The sequence below is a fragment of the Hydrogenivirga okinawensis genome, assembly GCF_055385515.1.
Genome location: NZ_AP042386.1, coordinates 407565 through 424339 on the forward strand (window position 1 = coordinate 407565; position 16775 = coordinate 424339).

A 16775-nucleotide genomic window follows, 5' to 3' on the forward strand; every position below is an offset into this window, starting at 1 on the left:
TTAAATATAAGTTCAGGAGACCTCCTTTTCCTCCCTCAGGACGCTCGAGAGGTTCTCAACCGGAAAGACCCTCGATATACCTCCCCTCGCGGATACACCGATCAGTTTGTCCGCAAAGCTTGCCAGAACCTCTCTCAGCGTTACCACGATAAACTGAGCCTCCTTAGATTTCTCCTTTATGAGTTCACCGACCTTCCTCGCGTTAGCCTCGTCCAAGTGAGCATCTACCTCATCGAAGTAGTAGAAGGGTGAGGGTTTGTACTCCTGAATGGCGAATATGAGCGAGAGCGCCGCCAAGGTCTTCTCTCCGCCCGACATGGCTTCAAGGTACTGGACGTCCTTACCCCTCGGCTTCACCACAAGGTTCACCCCTCCGCTGAAGGGATCTATCTCGTTCTCAATGATCATCTGAGCCTTACCGCCGGGAGAGAGGAAGGAGAAGATCCTTCTTAAGTTCTTATTTATGTTCTCAAAGGCTTCCATGAAAGCTTTTAGCTTCTTTGTCTCTATCTCTTCTATCATCTCCTTGATTGCCTTTCTTTCCTCCTGTAGCTTCCTGTGCTTCTCTTCGTAATCTTTATAGCGATTGAGCTCCTCCTCGTAGTCCTCGTCCGCTCTCAGGTTCACGTTCCCGAGGTGCTGGAGTTCCCTTTCAAGTCTAAAGAGGGTCTCCTTGAGCTTGGTTATCCCCTCCTTCACCTCCGGGAGCTCCCCTTCAAAGCCTATCTCCGATAGTCTCTGCTCAAGGTCTGCAAGCTTCTGCTGAACCCTGCTCAGATTCGTGCTCAAATCTTCCGTTTTAGATCTCAGATCGTCCTCCTCGAACCTGAGCCTTCCGAGCTGAGCCTGAAGATCTCTTATCTCCTCCTCGAGCCTGTCCTTCTCCTTGTAAAGCTGATAGACCTGAGCCTCGATGTCCTTCACCCTGTTCTCGAGCTCATCTCTCCTCCCCTTGAGTTCCTCGATTTCTCTCTCGAGGCTTTCCTTCTCCTCTTTGAGACTCTCTATGTGTCCCTGCTTCCTCCTTATCTCCTCCTCTATGGATCTTATCTCCGACTCCTTGTCCTTGAAGAGGATCTTGGCTTTTTCGAGCTCCTCTCTCTTTATCTCCGCCCTCCTCTTTATCTTCTCGTACTCCTGACGCTTCTCCTCTATGCCCGAAGAACGGTAGTAGTTGATTATGTCCTGTCTTTTGAGGCTCAAGTTCCTTAGCTTCTCCTCGCTGTACTCTATGTCCTCCCTGAGCTTTCTGATCTGCTCCTCCGCCTTGGTTTGCTCCTCCTTCAGTATCTCCACGTACTCCTGAGCCTTCCTTATCTTCTCGTCAAACTCCTGGATCTTCTTATCCCCCTCCTTTGAGAGCTCTTCAAACTCGGAGAGTTTTTTCTCAAGAACCTTCAGAACCCCCTCCTTCTCCGCTATCTCGCTCCTGAGAGCCCTCAGTTTTATGATAATGTCCTGCTCTCTCTCTCTGAGCTCCTGCTCCTCCAAGTCCAACTTCCTTCTCTCCTCCTCGTAGAACTTCCTTCCGAGCTCTCCACCGCTCCGCTGGCTACCTCCCGTTATGACCCCGCTCTTTTCAAAGAGCTCTCCCTCCAAAGTAACCATCCTGTAAGAGTCTATCCCTATCCTCTTTGCGGACTCGAAGTCCTCTACTATGAGCGTGTCCCCGAAGGCGAACCTTATCGCCCTCTCAAACTTCTTATCGTACTCCACGAGGTTTATGGCGAAGTCCACCGCTCCTCTCGTTCTGGGATAGGGAGGGAGGTTCCCGTCCGCCCTGATCCTGTTTAAAGGTATAAAGCTCATCCTTCCGAGGTTCTTTTCCCTGAGGTAATCTATGCACCTCTTGGCGACGTCCTCGTTCTCAACCACCACGTATCTGAGCCTCGCCCCTCCTGCGACCTCAACCGCCCTTATGTGCTCCGGATCCTTTACGCTTATGAGATCCCCCACCGTCCCGTAAACTCCCTCTATCCCCTCAAAGAGCACCTCCGCAGGCTCCACGCTTGCGAGCTTTCCCTCCACGTAAGCCTTAGCCTTTATAACCTCCTCTATCTTCTTCCTTATCTCTTTAAGTTCCTCCTCGGTCTTTTTCAGATACTCCTTTTCCTGTCTGAGTGTCTCCTGCTCTACCGCCCTCATCCTCCTGTACTTCTCCACCTCCGAGAAGGACTCCTCTATCCTCTTCTTGGTCTCCTCTTTCTCTTCCTCAAGTCTCTTTATGTCCTCCAAGGTTCTCTCTATCTTGACCTCAAGCTCCCTCAACTTAACTCTGAGGGAGTTCTCCTCCTCCTTCTTCTTCTCTATGAGCTCCTTTAGCTGTCTCTCCCTCTCTTCGGTTTTCTGAGCCTCCTCTATGGAAACCTTGAGCTGGTCGTCGAGCTTCCTGAGTTCCTCATAGACCTTCCCCTCAAGAGCTTTGACTTCTTCAAACTCCCTCTCCTTTAGCTCAAGCTCCGCCCTGAGAGTTTCAAGCTCCTCCTTAAGATTTTCAAGGTCTTTGAGAAGGTACTCTAAAGCCTTCTCCTCCTTCTCCTGTTCCAAGAGTATGTCCTTTTTCCTTCTCTCCTTGGAGTCTATCTCCTTCTCTACGTGCTCTATGTCGGAGGAGATCTTACCTATCCTCTCCCTGTAGGGAAGGAGCTTCTCGCTCAGTTCCCTGTGGCGTTCTTCCTTCTTAGAGAGTTCCTCCTCCCTCTCCGCGATAGCCCTCTTAACCTCCTCAAGTTTGTCTCTCAGTATGCTGAGCTCGCCTGCGAGCTTTTCCTCCTCCGATCTATACTTCTTTATCTCCTTAGAGAGTATCGCTATCTCCGTCTCCCTCTTCCTCCTCTGGAGTTCCCTGAACTTCTCTAACTTCTCCTTCTCCTCCTTCAGGCGGTCGAGCTGAATTCTTATCTCCTCCAAGAGGAGCTTGAGCTCCCTTATCTTTATGTCCACCTCCATGAGGTCGTTTATAGCCTTCTGCTTCTTGGTCTCGTACTCGCTTATCCCGGCGATGTCCTCTATTACCTTCCTCCTCTCAACGGGAGTCATCTTGAGGAACTTGATGATGTCCCCCTGAAGAACCACGTTGTAGCCGTTCTCGTATATACCCGCCTTGGAGAGGAAGTCCTTAAGATCCCTCTCCCTAACCGTAGTTCCGTTCACCTTGAAAACACTCCGCCCGTCCTGTGTAACCCTCCTCGAGACTACTATCCTCTCCTCCTCCGTCGGAAAGGCTCCCTCGTTCTTGAAGTGAACCTCAACGTAGGCGTGGGGAGCTTTCTCTCCGTCCCTCGAGAAGATAAGATAGGAGAGGTTCTTAGCCCTCAGAGTTTTGGTCGTGGCTATCCCTAAGGCGAAGGATACGGCGTCCCCTATGTTGGACTTCCCCGCACCGTTGGGTCCTACTATGGAAATGAAGCCCGGACCTAAGGGTATCTCCCTCCTCTCCTTTCCGTAGGACTTAAAGCCCTCTACGACGAGCTTCTCTATGTAAGCCTTCATCTCAGCTTCTTGATAAGCTCAGGGAGTTTCAGGAGAGTGGCGTAGATCCTCTTCCACCTGCTCCACTCTATCGCAGGAAGGTTTGCACCGTAAACCTTGCCGGACTCTAAATCCTTAGACACACCCGACTTTGCGGTAACGGTCACGTTATCCCCTATGGTTATGTGATCCGCCACCCCCACCTGACCCGCGAGGATGACGTTCCTTCCCGTTTTCACACTTCCCGAGATCCCCACCTGACTCACTATTATGTTCCCCTCTCCTATATCACAATTATGGGCGATCATAACGAGATTATCAACCTTCGTAAACCTCCCCACCCTCGTGCTGTCTATCAGTGCCCTGTCTATCGTCGTGTTTGCCCCTATCTCAACAAAGTCTTCTACTATCACGTTCCCGATGTGGTTGAGCTTCTTTATCCCCTCCTTACCTACGTAGTAGCCGAAGCCGTCCGCCCCTATAACCGCCCCGCTGTGGATCCTTACACCCTTTCCTATTACGGTCCTCGGATAGATATGGACTCCGCTGAAGATCACGCTCCCTTCTCCGACAAAGGAGCCCTGTCCCACGTAAGAGAAGGGATAAACCTTCACTCCGTCCTCGAGAACGACATCATCTCCTATAACGGCAAAGGGAGCTACGTAAACCTCCTTACCGATCTTCACGTTCTTTCCAACAACTGCCTTATCTGAGATTCCCGAGGGATGTTCTTCGGGATAGTAGTTCTCTAAGAAGAGGGCAAGGGCGTAGCGGACGTTCTCGACTCTCACGTAATTGGGGAAGTCCACCTCTGAGCTCACCACGAGGACTGAGGGATTACCCTTCTTCGCCAGCTCAACGTCTCTCTCCGATTGACAAAAGACGACGGTTTTCTCTCTGGGATTCTGGGAGGAGGAGATCCCTACGATTTCGAGATCAGGATCGCCCTTTAGAGCCCCTCCGACGAGCCGAGCGAGTTCCCCCAGTCTCATTTCTTCTGAACGCTCTTGTCCACGAGCTGGATGACCTCCGTGGTTATGTCGATATCAGGATCTTTATATATGAACACTCCGCAGTCCATAACCCCCGTGTAACCCTTCTCCTTGGCGAGCTTCTCGGCAGCCTCCTTCACCCTGTTGAAGACCATCGTCTCCAATCTCTGCTTCATCTCACCCAGCTCCTTCTGAGCCTTCTCCTGAACCTGCCTTGCCTCTGACTCTATCTTCTGATACTCCTTTATCTTTTCCTCCTTGACCTTTTGGGAAACAGCCTTGCTTTCTATCTGCTTCTTAAGTTCCTCGAGCTTCTTCTCTTTCTCGCTGAGCTGTGTCTGATACTCTATCAACTTTCCCCTCAACTCGCTTTGAGCCTGAGCTACCAGCTTAGACTCCTGGAGTATCCTGTTGGTGTCCACACAGGCGAACTTCACCTGAGCAAGGGTGATGGATATAAAGGCTATAAGTGTCAGAGCCATGAACTTTCCGATCATCTTAACCTCCTTTTAGATTTCTATGATAACAGTTTAAGCTTGTCCTCCTATCTTGAGAAAGGCGAAAACGAGCCAACCCGTCACGGCAACGTATATCCAGACCGCGGCGGTTATCGGTGCTATCTTCCTGTGCTTATCAAACTTCCCTCTGAGTCCCATATAGACCGTAACTACTGCCAAGGGGAGGTTAATTGTGGCGAGGATAGAGTGGGATATAACGACAAATAGGTAAAGGCCCTTGTAGGGACCCTCGTAAGGCTTGGGAGGATAGGAGAAGTACTTTATAAGATAAAAGATAAGGAAAAGAAGGGCGAGAAAGGAGGCGGAGAGCATAGCTCTCTTGTGAAGCTCTCTCCTACCGGTCTTTATAAGAAAGAGCCCTGTCACTATGAGAAGCCCGCTCGCCCCTATAGTTAAAAGGCTCAGGGCTGTAAGCAGTTCATAGCTCATTGATTCCTCCAGAGGTGAACTATAACAAAGGTCATTATGTATGTAAGGAGAGCGAAAACAGCAAGCATTATAGCTATTACCAGATTAACCCTCCTGCTGTGCTTCCTTCTCTCCTGAAGACCCATGGCTCCCGACTATAGAGTATAAAATATACCCGACGAAAATTATACCCCCGAGGACGGACAGTATCGAGCCAAGACCCATGATGAGCATAAAAAGGTAAACCTCTAAGTTCTCTATGTAACCCGTCCCGTAGGTCTTCCTTGGAGCTCCGTAAACTCCGGCCCAGAAGAGCCCTAAGACGAACAGGAGCATGCCTGTCCCGTAGAGGAAGGGCTGGATCTTCACTACCTTAGGTAGCTCCTTTACAAAGCCCATCTCCTTTAAAAAGTGATAGGTCAAAACCATCAAAGATATGAGTATGCTTGCTATTACACCATGGTAGTGAGCAGGGATCCTGAGGTCCGAGCCTGCTATCAGGTAACCCATCAGGGCACCGAGAACGTATATAAGTATGCTGAGACCAAGGACGTTGGAAAGGAAATCCTTCCTGAAGGAAAACCTTAGGAGTAGGTATCCTGCGTAGAGGAGAGTTGGGAGTCCTATCCCCACAGCGTAGCCGAGAGTGGTAACCCTTTTGATTCCCTCCGATATGCTGTTATCGACGAATACCTGGAGAATGAAGTAGCTAATAGGAAATAGGAGGAGCCAGAGGTTGATCAGCCTGAAAGATATCGGGCTTTTGCCGGAAGAGAGCTTGGCTATAAGGGACCATGAGGAGAGAAGAAGGGTGGCGTTTATGAACTGGTGAATGTGCCCAGGTAGCCAGTAGAGCCTTTCGAAGTAGAGGTATATCTCCTCGAGGTGGGGCGTCTTCAGGTAGGAGACTACTAAGGTTACAGGAAGGAGAGAGGATAGAATCACGGAGACGGAGAGGAAGCCTTCGACCGGGTCTTCGGACATAAGTTTACTCAGGGCTATCTTTAAAAACCTTAAAGATGTCAGGAAGAAGCCGAAGAAGAAGAAAGCTACACCTGTAAAGAAAAGGGGATGAACCACTGTAGGTATGTAGTTGTTGTGAACAGGTTTTCCGAGTCCGAGGAGGGCTGATATGAAAATTAGAAAGGCTCCCACGTAAGAAAAGATAGCTTCGTGGAGCTTTCCTTCCTCTGAAAAGATCCTGTGCCAGAGAAATATTAGGAAAGAGAGGAAGCCGAATATCAGGGCGAGATCGACGTGTCCTATGAGCCAATGATAGAAGAAGTTGGGAGGTAAAAGGTCGGATATTCCGGGAGTTCTGGCGAGAGCGACGAGCAGAGCGAAGAACCCCCCTGAACCGATGGAGACTATAAAGAGGTAAAACCAGGCTCTCATTAGGTCTTGACCAGATCCACTATCATGACCGTGAAGAGGACCGCGAGGTAGATGATTGAGAAGAAAAATAGCTTCATACTCTCCTCTTTCTTAGAGAAGAGGAACTTAAGAGTGTAAACTGTGTAAAGGGCGCTCATTACAAGGGCTGTCATAAAGTAGATCTTTCCCGTCATACCTATGGCGTAAGGTATAAGGCTGAGGGGCAGGAGTGAGACGGTGTAAACGAGGGTCTTGATCTTAGTTATGAAGACCCCTCTCGAGACGGGAAGCGTAGGAATGCCGGCTTTGGCGTAATCGTCCCTATATTTGAGAGCGAGAACCCAGAAGTGGGGGGGTTGCCACATGAACATTATGAGGAATAGGACCATAGCCTTAAGATCGAGCTCTCCAGCTCCTGCAACGTAGCCTATCACGGGTGGAAGGGCTCCCGATATACCACCTATCTCCGTCGCTATCGGCGTCCTCCTCTTTAGGAGAACGGTGTAGAGGACCACGTAAGAGAATGAGGCAACCATCGCAAGGATAGCCGTCGTCAGACTGACAAAGTAGTAAAGGATGAGGAAGGAAATTATCACGAGACTAAGACCGAAGACGAGAGCTGTCTTTGGATTTACCGCTCCGCGGGGGAGGGGTCTTTCCGACGTTCTTTCCATCAGGCTGTCTATGTCCCTGTCGAGAACCATGTTGAGAACGGCAGAACCAGCCGCCGCAAGACCAGTTCCCAAGAGTGTCCAGAAGACTATCCACGGGTCGAGAACCCCTTTAGAGCCTATGTAGAACCCTCCGAGCGTAGTTATCAAAACGAGGGTAACTATCCCGGGCTTGGTGAGAATCAGGTATTCTTTTAGAGTGGACGTGTAGGACATAGTTTTCTCTACCATGCCTTTACCTCTTCCGCACTCTCCGAAAGTCTCCTTACCATTTTACCCTTTAAAATCTCAGGAGCCACCATGTAAGAAACCCATATAACAAGCAGGAAGCCTATGGCTATATGGAAGAAGAGTATGGGAAGGTAGAGCTTGGATATTACGGTAGCCACACCAGCGATTACCTGAGCAGTTATGAGAACGAAGGTGGTTAGGGTGTAGCGGTCGAGTTGCTTGAGAAGTAGATAAAGGGAGAAGATTATCAGCCCCATCGCGTAGGTTATGTGAAAGAAGTATATGAAGATGTTGTAATCCGCTGCTTTTACGTATCTGACGAGTATACCAACTAAGATCTGGAACATCACGAGTAGGTATAGAGCTTCCGAGAAGGGGATCGGTGACATTTCCCTTCTACCTTCCTTGATGGAGTAATAAGCGAAGGTGAGTCCCGAAAGGATGAGAACCGAAAGGATGAGGTGGGACGTGGTGTAAACGTAGTGGAGGAACTCTTTCAGGAGAGGTGCCTCCGTGAGGACGACTCTCATTCCGAGAAGGGCTTCGAGAATGAGAAACACGAATATCCAGACCATCGCCTTCCGCGGGAATCCTACGTAGTTTCTCCATATAGCCACAAGGGAAGCGAGCATGAGAAGCCCCGCTATGCCTCCTAATATCCTGTGGGTCTGCTCGATCCACGGCTGGAGCTTTGTCTCCACCACCATCGGAGCGGGAGGGGTTGGGATTTCCTCCTTAAGCTGGAAAGGAAGAAGTTGTCCGTGGCAGAGGGGCCAGTCCGGGCATCCGAGCCCCGATCCCGTGGAGGTAACTATGCCTCCGAAGACCATTAGGATGTAAGTAAAGATAAGGGCGAGAAGTAGGAACGTTCTTCCCATCTTCACTCTCCTTTCTTTTTCGGTACTGGGAAAGGCGGTTCGTTCCTTATGTTCTCCAGCTTCTTTATGAAATGGGCTCTGTTTTCAGGGTGTTTTACGTACTGATAGACGGTGAACAGGAAAGAGAGGAGAGCTATTCCTGCTACGGCAAGGCCTACAAGTATCTTACCCCAATCTTTCTTGGCTTCTTCCATAGGGAAGTATTATAAACGGAAAGGGGGAGCAGGGGCTCCCCCAGATGCTCAGAACTTGCAGTAGCCGTGGGGACAGTAGTCCTCTTCCACCTTAGGGGGTTCGTCGAAGTTGTGAGGGGGAGGTGGTGAAGGGAGTCTCCACTCGAGGGAGTTGCTCATCCAGGGATTGGCCGGAGCCTTCTCACCGCTCAGAGCGCCCTTTACAAGGGCAACGATGGCGAGGAGTATTCCGAAGGCTAAGATAAAGGCTCCGTAGGTCTGGAGGTGGTGGAGTGTTATCCATTCTGGTATGGCGGGGTAGTCGAAGTACCTTCTGGGCATTCCCATGAGACCTATGATGAGCTGAGGGAAGTAGAGGAGGTTAGAGCCTATGAGGACAACCCAGAAGGAGAGCTTCCCAAGACCTTCGGGATACATCTTACCCGTAACCTTGGGCCACCAGTAGAAGAACCCTGCAAAGGCTGAGAGTGTAACCGCCATTCCGAGGACGTAGTGGAAGTGTCCGACGACGAAGTAGGAGTCATGAACCGCTATATCGAAGGCGGGGATCCCAAGGGGGATACCGGTGAGACCACCGATGAGGAACATAAGTATTGCTCCGAGGGCGTAGAGCATGGGAGTCTTATAAACAATAGCCGCCCTGTAGAGGGTAGCTACCCAGTTGAATATCTTAATACCGGTGGGAACGGCTATAAGCAGTGTCGTATAGGACATGAGGATCTTGACCCAGTCGGGTATACCGGATACGAACATGTGGTGGGTCCAAACCATGAAACCAACGAGGGCAATTGCCCAGATAGCAATCGCCATCGATCTGTATCCGAAGATCGGCTTCCTCGCAAAGGTGGACACCACCTCAGAGATTATTCCAAAGGCGGGGAGAACCATAACGTAAACTGCCGGGTGGGAGTAGAACCAGAAGAGGTTCTGATATAGAACTGGATCACCACCCCTCGACGGATCGAAGAAGCTCGTTTTCAGATAGGTGTCGAGGAAGAGCATGGTAACAGCACCGGCTACTGAAGGAACACCGAGTAGCTGTATGACGTTTGCGGCCATTATTCCGTGGATGAAGAGGTTGAGATTAAAGAAGCCTATACCGGGCTGTCTCATCCTTATAACGGTAGTTATGAAGTTGACCGCACCGGCTATAGAGGCGAATCCAGTCAGGTGCCAGATGAAAACGAAGAGAGCGGTCGTTCCTGCGAAGCCTATACCTTCCATGGTAGCGAGGGGAGGGTATCCAGTCCACATCGTCATTATCTGGTTTCCGGGGATGAAGGTGAGCAGGGCTATAACGCTTGCGGCGAAGAACATCCAGTAACCTAAGGCGTTCAATCTCGGGAAGGCGACGTCCCTCGCTCCGATCATGAGAGGTATAAGGAAGTTGGCGAAAGAAGCCCACACACCTATCGCCCACCAGAGGAGTATTACAGCCCCGTGAACAGTCAGAAACCAGTTGTAGGTCTCAGGCTTTATGTACTGACCTCCGGGGTTGTAGAGCTCGAGTCTCATTCCGAGAGCCATAAGACCCGCGACTATGAAGAACACCGTAGAGGTGACCCCGTACATTATCCCTATCTTCTTGTGGTCCGTTGTAAAGATCCACTCCCAGAGGGAAGCGGCGAACCAAGGTTTGTGTGCAGGCAGAGCCTCTCTCATCTCACTACCTCCTGAGCCTTCTTCTCTTCGATGTTAGCAACTTCTAACTCTCCTTTATTATGATTGAGGTCAGCGACTTCTCCCTTGAGCCACTTTTCAAACTCTTCCTTAGGAACAACCTTCAGCTTTGCGAACATCCTCGAGTGCCACTGTCCGCAGTACTCCCTGCAGAATACCCAGTACTCTCCGGGCTTGTTGATCTGGAACCAGGTGTAGGTTGTTCTTCCGGGAACCATGTCCTGTGTAACACCGGCAGGCTGAACGTAGAAGGAGTGTATGACGTCCTGGGAGGTGAGAACAGCTTTTATAGGAACACCAGCCGGTATATAAACGTACTGCTGGAGGGCTCCATCTACACCATAACACTCCTCAGGCTTGCACTTCTTGTCTTCAGTGTCCCTTATGGCGGAGGCAACAACCATCTTGCCGTTGGGATACTGGAACATCCAACCCCAGGCGAAGGCGGTAACCTTGAGTTCCATCGCGTTCTCCGGTGGTTTCCTCATCTGGGTAAAGAGGGCGAAGCCATGGGTTGCAAGGTAGAGAACAATTATCAGAGGAACTATAGTCCAAAGAGCTTCCAGTCCCCAGTGGCCCTCGTGCTCCTGATCTCCGACCTCTCTCTCACCGGGCTTAAACCTGTACTTGATCATGAAGTAAACGGCAGGTATAGCAACAACAGCGTATATTACCACCGTTATGACGAGCCATATCTTGTACATGATGTCCCACAGATCGTAAGGTCTCGCCAAGACCTGAGCGGAAACCTCTTCAGCAAAGGAAAGACTGCTTATTAAGAGAAGTCCTAAGAGCTTCTTCATCCTTGAGCACCTCCTGTCTTATATCTTCAGACCGCCGACAACGTAAGCGGTGCTTGCAACCAATAGCCACATAACGTCAACGAAGTGCCAGTATGCGCTCGTCGTCCTAAATATGGTCATCTTATCAGGAGTTATCTTACCGGCAAGAGTGAACATGAGGACGTAAGCCTGCATTATAAGACCGACTATAACGTGGGAGGTGTGTATTCCTGTAAGGGTGTAGAAGCCGGTTCCGTACATGTTGGAGCTTATGGTAAAGCCCTCGTGCCAGAGATGTCTCCACTCCATAACGTGCAGAACGGTAAACAGGAGACCTAAGAACATCGTTGCGAGTATGAAGCCAACCGCTTTGTTCCTCTCGTTGTGGTGCATCGACTCTTCAGCCTTCCATATGGTAAAGCTCGACGCCCACAGGATTAGGGTTAAGATAATGGGCATCTTAAGGTTCATAGCCTCAGGTATCCACTGGCTCACCCACTGCTCGGAGTGAATTGCCCTTGCGGTCCAGAAGGCGGCAAATACCGTTCCGAAGATTATGATCTCCGAAATTATGAAAAGGTAGATGGCGAGGGTTCCGTATCCCTCGTCGTGTCCCACGGTGAAGAACTCGTTAGCCCATCCCGCCATACCTATTACAGCGAGGACTACAGCTATCCCCCCAAGAACGAGTGCGAGCATGGGATTGTGCCACGCAAAGTAAGCGGTGATGGATATGGGTGCCAGGAGGATGGCGACACCTACCGGTAGAGGCCAGACGCTTACCTCATGCTCTCCGTGGTGGTGAGCAACCTCATGAGCCATTCCAGAACCTCCTATTTTTTTAAAACCTTATTTTACACACAAAATTATTCGAGAACTATAAGCAGATAGTAAATCTTCTATAAAATTTCCTTAAGATCCCTTTCGATCTCCTTATACTTACCCAGCCTGACTTTGACTACCTTACCCTCCCTATCTATGAGGAAGGAGGTGGGAAGCCCCTGAATGGAGTAGAGGCTGGATACCTTTCCGTCGTCGAGAAGCACAGGGAAAGAAACGTTGAACTCTTCAACGAACTTCTTTACGGGTTCCACCGAGCTGTCCGTGCTAACCGCGAGTATTTCAAATCCCTTGTCCTTATACTTCTTGTAAACCTTTTCGAACAGGGGCATCTCCTCTCTACAGGGAGGGCACCACGTAGCCCAAAAGTTAACGAGGACAACTTTCCCTTTCAGTTCGGAGAGGCTCACCTTTTTGCCGTCTAAGGTCCTTAATGTAAAGTCGGGTGCCGGTTTACCCTTAGAAAGACCTGAAGTCGTGTGCTCCGGGCTTGTAAAGAGGGTAAGGTAGAGCATTAGAGCGACAAGGAGTATTCCCAGACCGTAGGCTATGTTCTTGCTCATACCTTCTTAAGCTCCGGTGGGAGTTCTCTCGGAGGAACCCCTGTGTACTCGGTCTCCTCAGCTTCGTTGAGCCTTTTGGAAAAGGGTCTTTCGGTGGTGAGTTCCTCGTAAACGTGAGCGACGAGCCCTGGGACCCTTCCTATTATAAAGAAGCCCTTGCCAAGCCTCCAGTCGAAGCCCATCTCGGAAACGACAGCCGCGATCGCCCCATCAACATTTAAAACTATCCTCTTCCCCTTCTGCTTGAATATCTCCTCCTCTACCTTCTCGGCGAACTCGCAGTGTTTCCCGTAAAAGCCGTAGAGCTTGGCAAGTTCCATGAGCCTCTTCGTTCTTGGATCGAACTCCTTGTAGTACCTGTGTCCGAAGCCGGGAATAGGTTTCTTCTGGGAGAGGTATTCGGAGACTATCTCCTCAACGGATCTTCCGCTCGCAACTCCTTCCTGCATGAACTTCATCGCATCTTCTAAAGCTCCGCCGTGAGCCGAACCGAAAGCCATAACTCCCGCCGCAACACCGACGTTCAGGGAGTTTCCTCCGCTCGCCACAGCCCTTGCTGCTATGACAGAGGGGGGAGCTATTCCGTGGTCTATGACAGAGACGAAGATCGCTTCCATCATCTTGGACTCCGCTTCGTTTGGAAGCTCTCCCTTGAGCAGAAGGTATATAGCCTGAGCGAAGCTGAGGTTACCGACGAGATCGAGGAGCCTGTAACCCCTTATGTAGGTCTCGTGGTCCACGTGTTGGGTTATAGCCGTTCTCCACTTCTTCTCCGCCATCTCCTACCTCTCCAGAAACGGTGTTTTAAAAATATTACCACACTTGCACTTAAAAGATGGCTGGGGTAAATTTATTGCCATGAAACTCAAATACCTAACGATCGTTCTCTTCCTCTTCACCTTTGTATTTTCCCTTCCCAACGTTGAGGTTCCCTTCGTAAAGCTCTCTTTTCTGAACCTTAAAGAGGATTTAGAGGAAGCTAAGGAGGAAGGTAAATACCTCTTTATCATGTTCCATCAGGAGGGTTGCCCCTTCTGCGACAAGATGTACAGGGTAACTTTTCAGGATCCGAGAGTTAAGGAGTACTTCACAAAGCACTTCTACATGGTCTTGATAGATATAAAAGGAGCTAATCCCGTAGTGGACTTCGACGGGAAGGAGATGACTGAAAAGGAGTTCGCTCACAAGCACAGGGTGAGGGCAACGCCCGTCTTCCTCTTCGTAGATCACAACGGGAAGCAGATAGTTAAGATGGTGGGATACATACCCCCAGAGGACTGGCTCCTTATAGGGAGGTACATAGTGGAGGGGCATTACAAGAACAAGAGTCTTTACAGGTTCATTAGGGAAGAGAGGAAGAAGATGAAGAAATGAGGCTCTTCATCCTTCTCCTCATAATTTCGTTCTCCTTCTCCGTTGAGGTCTTGGACGTAGAGAAGGCGGTAAAGGTCGCTCTCGAGAAGAATAGAGAGCTAGGGAGGATAAAGAAGGAGATAGCTTCCCTCGAGGACATCTACAGAGCTGAGAAGTGGGAAAGGTTCTCTCCGAAAATAGACCTCTTTATAGACAAGGACGGATTCAACTTCTTCGGTCAGGTCTTACTCCTTGACTTCGGGAACAGGCTCGCGAGGATAAGGTCTGCCGAGATAAGCACTCAGATAAAGAGGGAACTGCTTAAAGAGTTCGAGAGGCAGGTGAAGATAAAGGTCGCAGAGCTGTTTATGGATCTTGCCCTCGCAGAGAAGCTCGCAGAGGTGAGGAGGGAGGAGATGGCTGTGGCCTACGTGAGGTTTGACAGGGAGAGGGAGCGGTTGAACGAAGGACTCTCTGATCGCGTAAGGGTTGCCGAGTGGGAGTCCACATACAGGAGGTTCAGAGCCGAGCTCATGCGTGCCCAGAGGGACTACAACAGGACACTCTACGAGATAAAGAGGTTCATCGGTGTTCCCGTGGACAAGCCCCTTGAGGTAAACTACCAATCCCTCTTAGAGTTTGAAGTTCCAGAAGATAAAACGATAGACGTGGAGTATCTACTCAAGAATTACAGAAATAACTACCTTCTGAGGACTAAGAGTTTGGAGATAGCTTACTTCGAACAGAAGGCGAAGGAGCAGAAGAGGATACTCTATCCTGAACTTTACGCCTACTTGGATGTAAAGAACAGATACGAACACTTCGATAAGTTCAGGAGCGAGGGCAATGTAGTTTTGAGGGTTCCCCTCTTCGATGGAAGGGCTTCCTTTTTCAGGGAGATGAGCTTTCTCGATCTCAAAAGGGCTGTGGAGATAGAGAGGAAGGACATAGAGGAGCAAATCAGGAGGGACATACTGAGCGCTCCCTACGAGTGGGAGAAGCTCGTATCTGAGTATCAGGACGCGGTGGCTTACGACAGATGGGCTCAGGAAAACCTCGATCTCTCCCGTTCCAACTACGAGCTCGAGCTCGCCTTCGATTTGGGATACGCCATGTCCACAAAAACGGAGGCTGAGAGGAGGGTAATGAGAGCCAAGTTCAATATAATTCTCTTTCTGATGAGGCTGTATGATCTCATGGGGAAGGATCCTCTCCTCGTTCTGAAGGAAAAAATACCCTTCTTTATCGAAAAGGTGGAAGAGTTATGAAGTATCTGATAGTTCTCCTTGGACTTGTTCTTAGCGCTTTCGGAGTGGAAGTGAAGGTTTACGCTATAGTCAAGGGAAAGGTGGAGAAGGTTTACGTGAGAGAAGGTCAGAGGGTAAAGAAGGGAGATCTTCTGATGAAGATAGATCCCTCCCTCTACGAAGCGGAGAGGAAAAGGCTTTTAGGCAGAAAGAAGGAGATATGGGCGAGACTCTGGAAGGTAGAGAAGGACTACAGGAGACTTGAGGAGCTCTTCAACAGGGACTTACTCGCCGAGAGTAGGCTTGAGGTAAAGAAGTCTGAATACGAATCGTTGAAGGCTCAGATCGAGCAGGTGGAAGGGGAGCTCATGAGAGTTGAAACCCTCATCTCCTACACCGAGATAAGGTCTCCGATAAACGGAAGGGTAAAGAAGGTTCTCCTTCCCGAGGGAAGCTACGTTAACGGGACCCTACAGCCCCATCCTGTCCTTATAATTCAGTCGGAGAGAAGGTAGATTTTACCTCCATGATCTATCACGTACAGGTTTCCTTCGTTGTCCTCGGCAAAAGAGGAGATATTCAGTTCTGTATCCAATAGAAGCCTGACCTTCTTTTCCCTCAAAGCCCAGATCCTTCCAGAGCAGTAGTCCCCGAAGATGTACCAGCCTTTCAAAGCTTCTACCTGCCCTCTGTAAGCGTATCCGCCTATTACGGCGCAGTTCCCATCTTCTAAAGGATATACGTGCACGGGGAACCTGTAATTCTCCTTGGGACCACAACCTTCTAAATTGAAGGGAGCAAAGCCCTCGTAACACCTCCATCCGTAGTTACCCCCTCTCTCTACCACGTTTATCTCTTCCCACCTGTTCTGTCCCACATCGCCGACCCAGAGCTCTCCGGTTTCTCTGTCGAAGCTAAACCTCCACGGATTTCTGAAGCCCCAGGCGTATATCTCCTTCTGCCCGCCTCCCTTTACGAAGGGATTATCGGGAGGTATCCCGTAAGGTTCTTTGCTTACGTCTATCCTAAGGATAGAGCCGAGGAGGGTGTTGGTGTTCTGAGCGTTGTTATAAGGATCTCCGGCTGAACCACCGTCTCCGAGTGCTATGTAGAGGTATCCGTCAGGACCGAAGGCTATCATACCTCCGTTGTGGTTGGAAAAGGGTTGCTTTACCTTCAGGATCACCATCTCGGAGTTTCTCTCCGCTCTTATCGTGTTCTTCATTCTGAACCTCGAGACCACAGAGTTCATCTCCCTGTCCGTATAATAGACGTAGAAAAGGTCCTTTCTCTTGGGATCGAACACCATGCCGAGGAGTCCCATCTCACCGCCGTCCACCACCCTGTCCCTCAGATCGAGAAAGATCTCCACCTCCTTTCCCTTCACGGTCTTTACGACGCCTCTCTGTTCGAGTATGTAAAACCTGCCCTCTTGAAGAGGAGACTCCAGCAGGAAGATGGGCTTCTCAAACCTCAGACCGGGGAAGGCTTCTACAAGCTTTACCTCGATCCCGGAGGAGATCCCCACGAGCACCACTATTAGAAGGAATACCATCACTGATAAAATATTCCC

General features: G+C 50.0%; 17 protein-coding genes. 3 read left to right on the top strand and 14 right to left on the bottom strand.

Features of this window, described 5'->3' with window-relative positions:
- Positions 1–12 precede the first annotated feature (12 nt).
- The 13 genes from smc to ACZ483_RS02440 all read right to left on the bottom strand — a co-directional run bounded on the left by smc (position 13) and on the right by ACZ483_RS02440 (position 13381).
- The gene (smc, locus tag ACZ483_RS02380; protein WP_464324574.1) at positions 13–3492 is read right to left on the bottom strand and encodes a chromosome segregation protein SMC; all 3480 of its coding nucleotides are present in this window, start codon (positions 3490–3492) and stop codon (positions 13–15) included.
- Positions 3489–4463: a UDP-3-O-(3-hydroxymyristoyl)glucosamine N-acyltransferase gene (gene lpxD, locus ACZ483_RS02385; RefSeq protein ID WP_464324575.1), complete on the bottom strand. Its 975-nt coding sequence runs from the start codon at positions 4461–4463 to the stop codon at positions 3489–3491. Before lpxD ends, smc begins: the two co-directional genes overlap by 4 nt.
- Positions 4460–4960, bottom strand: a complete 501-nt coding sequence (locus ACZ483_RS02390) for an OmpH/Skp family outer membrane protein (RefSeq protein ID WP_464324576.1) — start codon at positions 4958–4960, stop codon at positions 4460–4462. Before ACZ483_RS02390 ends, lpxD begins: the two co-directional genes overlap by 4 nt.
- Before the next feature lie 33 nt (positions 4961–4993).
- Positions 4994–5410 (bottom strand): DUF420 domain-containing protein, encoded by a 417-nt coding sequence (locus tag ACZ483_RS02395; RefSeq protein ID WP_464324577.1) that lies wholly within the window; start codon positions 5408–5410, stop codon positions 4994–4996.
- An 84-nt stretch (positions 5411–5494) separates the two neighbouring features.
- Complete coding sequence (locus ACZ483_RS02400; protein WP_464324578.1) at positions 5495–6784, bottom strand: cbb3-type cytochrome c oxidase subunit I; 1290 nt, start codon at positions 6782–6784, stop codon at positions 5495–5497.
- Positions 6784–7665, bottom strand: coding sequence for a heme o synthase (gene cyoE / locus ACZ483_RS02405; protein WP_464324579.1), 882 nt, complete (start codon positions 7663–7665; stop codon positions 6784–6786). The genes ACZ483_RS02400 and cyoE overlap by 1 nt, the downstream gene beginning before the upstream one ends.
- Positions 7659–8543 carry a COX15/CtaA family protein gene (locus tag ACZ483_RS02410; RefSeq protein WP_464324580.1) on the bottom strand — a complete coding sequence of 295 codons (885 nt, stop codon included), beginning with the start codon at positions 8541–8543 and terminating at the stop codon, positions 7659–7661. Before ACZ483_RS02410 ends, cyoE begins: the two co-directional genes overlap by 7 nt.
- A gap of 2 nt (positions 8544–8545) precedes the next feature.
- A complete protein-coding gene (locus tag ACZ483_RS02415; protein ID WP_464324581.1) occupies positions 8546–8737 on the bottom strand; it encodes a hypothetical protein in 192 nt (63 codons plus the stop codon).
- 48 nt (positions 8738–8785) lie between these two features.
- Positions 8786–10399, bottom strand: coding sequence for a cytochrome c oxidase subunit I (locus tag ACZ483_RS02420; protein ID WP_464324582.1), 1614 nt, complete (start codon positions 10397–10399; stop codon positions 8786–8788).
- Complete coding sequence (gene coxB, locus ACZ483_RS02425) at positions 10396–11220, bottom strand: cytochrome c oxidase subunit II (protein ID WP_464324583.1); 825 nt, start codon at positions 11218–11220, stop codon at positions 10396–10398. The genes ACZ483_RS02420 and coxB overlap by 4 nt, the downstream gene beginning before the upstream one ends.
- Before the next feature lie 18 nt (positions 11221–11238).
- Complete coding sequence (locus tag ACZ483_RS02430) at positions 11239–12021, bottom strand: cytochrome c oxidase subunit 3 (RefSeq protein ID WP_464324584.1); 783 nt, start codon at positions 12019–12021, stop codon at positions 11239–11241.
- 77 nt (positions 12022–12098) lie between these two features.
- Positions 12099–12602, bottom strand: a complete 504-nt coding sequence (locus ACZ483_RS02435) for a peroxiredoxin family protein (RefSeq protein ID WP_464324585.1) — start codon at positions 12600–12602, stop codon at positions 12099–12101.
- Positions 12599–13381, bottom strand: coding sequence for a citryl-CoA lyase (locus ACZ483_RS02440; protein ID WP_464324586.1), 783 nt, complete (start codon positions 13379–13381; stop codon positions 12599–12601). The genes ACZ483_RS02435 and ACZ483_RS02440 overlap by 4 nt, the downstream gene beginning before the upstream one ends.
- A gap of 79 nt (positions 13382–13460) precedes the next feature.
- Between ACZ483_RS02440 and ACZ483_RS02445 the strand changes: the two genes are divergently transcribed.
- From ACZ483_RS02445 to ACZ483_RS02455, 3 genes are read left to right on the top strand one after another with little or no spacing between them, the layout of a single operon-like run.
- Positions 13461–13976 (top strand): thioredoxin family protein, encoded by a 516-nt coding sequence (locus ACZ483_RS02445; protein ID WP_464324587.1) that lies wholly within the window; start codon positions 13461–13463, stop codon positions 13974–13976.
- A complete protein-coding gene (locus ACZ483_RS02450) occupies positions 13973–15223 on the top strand; it encodes a TolC family protein (RefSeq protein WP_464324588.1) in 1251 nt (416 codons plus the stop codon). Before ACZ483_RS02445 ends, ACZ483_RS02450 begins: the two co-directional genes overlap by 4 nt.
- A complete protein-coding gene (locus ACZ483_RS02455; RefSeq protein ID WP_464324589.1) occupies positions 15220–15717 on the top strand; it encodes an efflux RND transporter periplasmic adaptor subunit in 498 nt (165 codons plus the stop codon). The genes ACZ483_RS02450 and ACZ483_RS02455 overlap by 4 nt, the downstream gene beginning before the upstream one ends.
- Here ACZ483_RS02455 and ACZ483_RS02460 read toward each other — a convergent pair.
- Positions 15699–16757, bottom strand: coding sequence for a PQQ-dependent sugar dehydrogenase (locus ACZ483_RS02460; RefSeq protein ID WP_464324590.1), 1059 nt, complete (start codon positions 16755–16757; stop codon positions 15699–15701). The two genes, ACZ483_RS02455 and ACZ483_RS02460, sit on opposite strands and share 19 nt — an antisense overlap.
- Positions 16758–16775 lie beyond the last annotated feature (18 nt).

Bases quoted from the DNA above. Each gene is read 5' to 3' on its own strand.
- ACZ483_RS02410 (WP_464324580.1), bottom strand. From the start codon at position 8,543: ATGGGAAGAACGTTCCTACTTCTCGCCCTTATCTTTACTTACATCCTA.
- ACZ483_RS02420 (WP_464324582.1), bottom strand. From the start codon at position 10,399: ATGAGAGAGGCTCTGCCTGCACACAAACCTTGGTTCGCCGCTTCCCTC.
- ACZ483_RS02450 (WP_464324588.1), top strand. From the start codon at position 13,973: ATGAGGCTCTTCATCCTTCTCCTCATAATTTCGTTCTCCTTCTCCGTT.
- smc (WP_464324574.1), bottom strand. From the start codon at position 3,492: ATGAAGGCTTACATAGAGAAGCTCGTCGTAGAGGGCTTTAAGTCCTAC.
- cyoE (WP_464324579.1), bottom strand. From the start codon at position 7,665: ATGGTAGAGAAAACTATGTCCTACACGTCCACTCTAAAAGAATACCTG.
- ACZ483_RS02435 (WP_464324585.1), bottom strand. From the start codon at position 12,602: ATGAGCAAGAACATAGCCTACGGTCTGGGAATACTCCTTGTCGCTCTA.
- ACZ483_RS02430 (WP_464324584.1), bottom strand. From the start codon at position 12,021: ATGGCTCATGAGGTTGCTCACCACCACGGAGAGCATGAGGTAAGCGTC.
- ACZ483_RS02445 (WP_464324587.1), top strand. From the start codon at position 13,461: ATGAAACTCAAATACCTAACGATCGTTCTCTTCCTCTTCACCTTTGTA.
- ACZ483_RS02415 (WP_464324581.1), bottom strand. From the start codon at position 8,737: ATGGAAGAAGCCAAGAAAGATTGGGGTAAGATACTTGTAGGCCTTGCC.
- ACZ483_RS02460 (WP_464324590.1), bottom strand. From the start codon at position 16,757: ATGGTATTCCTTCTAATAGTGGTGCTCGTGGGGATCTCCTCCGGGATC.
- coxB (WP_464324583.1), bottom strand. From the start codon at position 11,220: ATGAAGAAGCTCTTAGGACTTCTCTTAATAAGCAGTCTTTCCTTTGCT.
- lpxD (WP_464324575.1), bottom strand. From the start codon at position 4,463: ATGAGACTGGGGGAACTCGCTCGGCTCGTCGGAGGGGCTCTAAAGGGC.
- ACZ483_RS02440 (WP_464324586.1), bottom strand. From the start codon at position 13,381: ATGGCGGAGAAGAAGTGGAGAACGGCTATAACCCAACACGTGGACCAC.
- ACZ483_RS02400 (WP_464324578.1), bottom strand. From the start codon at position 6,784: ATGAGAGCCTGGTTTTACCTCTTTATAGTCTCCATCGGTTCAGGGGGG.
- ACZ483_RS02395 (WP_464324577.1), bottom strand. From the start codon at position 5,410: ATGAGCTATGAACTGCTTACAGCCCTGAGCCTTTTAACTATAGGGGCG.
- ACZ483_RS02455 (WP_464324589.1), top strand. From the start codon at position 15,220: ATGAAGTATCTGATAGTTCTCCTTGGACTTGTTCTTAGCGCTTTCGGA.
- ACZ483_RS02390 (WP_464324576.1), bottom strand. From the start codon at position 4,960: ATGATCGGAAAGTTCATGGCTCTGACACTTATAGCCTTTATATCCATC.